The organism is Paucihalobacter sp. (assembly GCF_036825875.1).
Taxonomy (GTDB): domain Bacteria; phylum Bacteroidota; class Bacteroidia; order Flavobacteriales; family Flavobacteriaceae; genus Paucihalobacter.
This window is the reverse complement of sequence record NZ_DAISXK010000058.1, coordinates 12,540-15,094: the sequence shown is the minus strand read 5'-3', so window position 1 is coordinate 15,094 and position 2,555 is coordinate 12,540. Positions and strand designations below refer to the sequence as shown.

The 2,555-nt window shown below is 36.0% G+C and carries 5 protein-coding genes; 1 reads left to right on the top strand and 4 read right to left on the bottom strand.

Annotation, left to right across the window (positions count from 1 at the left end):
• Together V7Z48_RS12480 and V7Z48_RS12475 are read right to left on the bottom strand one after the other, a co-directional pair.
• Window positions 1-350: glycosyltransferase (locus V7Z48_RS12480; RefSeq protein ID WP_334113889.1), on the bottom strand; the 350-nt coding region annotated here is incomplete at its 3' end.
• A gap of 5 nt (window positions 351-355) precedes the next feature.
• Window positions 356-559 (bottom strand): membrane or secreted protein, encoded by a 204-nt coding sequence (locus tag V7Z48_RS12475; protein ID WP_334113887.1) that lies wholly within the window; start codon window positions 557-559, stop codon window positions 356-358.
• Window positions 560-701: 142 nt separating this feature from the next.
• Between V7Z48_RS12475 and aqpZ the strand changes: the two genes are divergently transcribed.
• Window positions 702-1,388: an aquaporin Z gene (gene aqpZ, locus V7Z48_RS12470; protein WP_334113886.1), complete on the top strand. Its 687-nt coding sequence runs from the start codon at window positions 702-704 to the stop codon at window positions 1,386-1,388.
• A 64-nt stretch (window positions 1,389-1,452) separates the two neighbouring features.
• Here the strand turns inward: aqpZ and V7Z48_RS12465 are convergent, their stop codons facing one another.
• Together V7Z48_RS12465 and V7Z48_RS12460 are read right to left on the bottom strand one after the other, a co-directional pair.
• On the bottom strand, window positions 1,453-2,289 hold the full coding sequence (locus V7Z48_RS12465) for an anti-sigma factor (RefSeq protein ID WP_334113885.1): 837 nt from the start codon (window positions 2,287-2,289) through the stop codon (window positions 1,453-1,455).
• A partial coding sequence (locus V7Z48_RS12460; RefSeq protein ID WP_334113883.1) for an RNA polymerase sigma factor occupies window positions 2,282-2,555 on the bottom strand: 274 nt, incomplete at its 5' end. The genes V7Z48_RS12460 and V7Z48_RS12465, both read right to left, overlap by 8 nt.

Genomic DNA, 2,555 nt, shown 5'->3' with positions numbered 1-2,555 from the left:
AGTGCGTACTTTTTATTACCCCAAAATTTGTCAATTGGTTTTACCTTAACAATTTTAATGTTGGAATGTTGTTGGGCAAATTCCTCCATAACCTCCAAAGTTTCATCGGAGGAGTTGTCGTCAATAAGTACAATTTCAAAACTTGCATAGTCTTGATGTATAATGGATGGAAGATTTAAACGAAGATTATCAGCCTCATTTTTTGCACAAATTATTACTGAAACGGGAATGTTTTTAGCTGTGGGAATTGTGTATTCCTTAAATGAAAATTTTAAGAATACAAAACCGTAATAAATTAATTGAATTAAAAGAACCGCGGCAAAACTGAAAAACAATGCATCTTCCAGCATTTATGTTAAGAGTGTTTAGGTTCGTTGCAGTTTTCGAATTGGTCGGGTGTTTTGCCGCAAAATCCGCATGATTCTCCTTCTTTATTTAAATAAGGGCTTTGGCTGGCACAAGTTCCGGCAAATTTACCATCTTTTTTTGCCCATATTTTTATGGCAATGCCGCCAACTGCAAGTGCTAGTAATACTATGGTAATTAATAAAAGCTCCATCCTTATTTTTTTTACAAAGATAGTTGATGATAGAGAAATTGTGAAGGAAATAAAGTTAGAATTTTTAGAATCTTTTCAACGAGATGTTAAACATGTCTTAAAAATATTTAATTTTAAATCACTAACTATTAAATATTTATCAATGAAGAAATTATTTGCAGAATTTTTTGGAACCTTTTGGCTGGTTTTTGGTGGTTGCGGCAGCGCCATTTTTGCAGCCGGATTTCCCGAATTGGGTATTGGTTTTGCCGGCGTTGCTTTGGCCTTCGGTTTAACCGTTTTAACTATGGCTTATGCCGTTGGCCATATTTCTGGGGGACACTTTAACCCAGCAGTTTCCTTTGGCCTTTGGGCCGGGGGTAAATTTAAAGCCAAAGATTTAGTTGGATACATTTTAGCACAATTAATTGGTGCGGTGGGTGCGGCATCCTTGTTGTATTTAATTGTTTCTGGCAAAAGTGGGTTTGTTGATGTTGGCGGTTTTGCAGCTAACGGTTACGACAGCCTATCTCCTGATGGTTACAGTATGGTTTCGGCTCTTATTGCAGAATTTGTACTGACAGCATTTTTCTTGTTAATAATCCTTGGTAGCACTAACCACAGAGCGCCAAAAGGGTTTGCGCCCATTGCCATTGGACTGGCGTTAACCCTCATTCACCTTATTAGTATTCCAATTACAAATACTTCGGTTAATCCGGCACGCTCAACTAGCCAAGCTCTATTTGCAGAAGGTGCATATTTGCCGCAGCTTTGGCTATTTTGGCTAGCACCTACTGCAGGTGCTTTAGTTGCTGGATTTATCCACAAAGCCTTGTTTGATAAAGAGTAGAATCACCACAACGACATTTAAAACCGTTTTAAAAGCTAATAATGATGCTAATAAAACGGTTTTTTTATTGGTTCAAACTTATTTCTGCAACTTCTCGTTCGGGCGTTGTAGTTATATTACCACCTTTAGGCTCTATGGTAATGGTAATGGCTAAAGCGTCTTCTAAATAAGGCAATGGTTTTAATTTAGCATCTCTTGGGTCAATAATACCTAAGCTAACCATTCTATCTGTCATTTCTGCCCAAATTTGGTAGCACTGGTCATCTGGTAGTTGTGGAAGGCTAATTATATCAAGCATTGAAGTTTTTTCCACAGGATTTATATAGGCTACGGTTTCAAGTTTTTGAGCGCGCTCGTTACCGCGTAATACGTATTTCTGGGCATCAGGATTATTTAATTTTTGAAACTGAAGCATTAGTTCGTTTAACTGGCTGTTGGTTTTTTCAATGTCGCTTCTTAAATCAAAAATCTCTTCAACTACTATTTGGTTTTCAGACTTTAAAGCGGTGTTGTTGAAGTATAAAGAGGTCGCTACTGTTGCAAATAATAAGGCTGCAACCGAGGCTGTGATGCTGTACCAAGGCGTTGTGCTTGTTTTGGTGGTCATTGAAATCACTTTTCCTTTATCTTCATTGTTGAAATTTGAATTTTTCGAATTAATTGCTTTCAGAATGGTGTTTAAATTTGTTTTAGAAGGTTCAATAGCATTTGCTTTAGCCAAAATTTCGAGATTGTTTTGACCTTCTAAATAAGCCAATTGAGCTTCTTCATGATTATTTATGAAATATTCAACTTCTCTGTTTTCTTCTGGTGAAGTCGCACCAATAATATAGAGGTCTAGTAAATTAGACTCTAAAAATAACTGTAATTTTTTATCCATGGCTTTCATCTCTTTAGTCATAAAATTTTTTCAATTCTCGTAAACCAATTTTCAATCTTGACTTAATAGTTCCTAGTGGAATATCTAATTCTTCGCTGGCTTCTTGTTGTGTCATTCCCTCAAAAAACAATGCTTTTAAAACAATTTGATATTTTTCATCAATTTTGTTTAGCTGGGCCTTTAAGTCAATTACGTCTTGGTTTAAACTTGTTGATGGTAGTATATATACGTCGGATTTGTCGATTTGGACTTCTTTGTGAAATTTTAGATTGTGACTTCGTAATTTG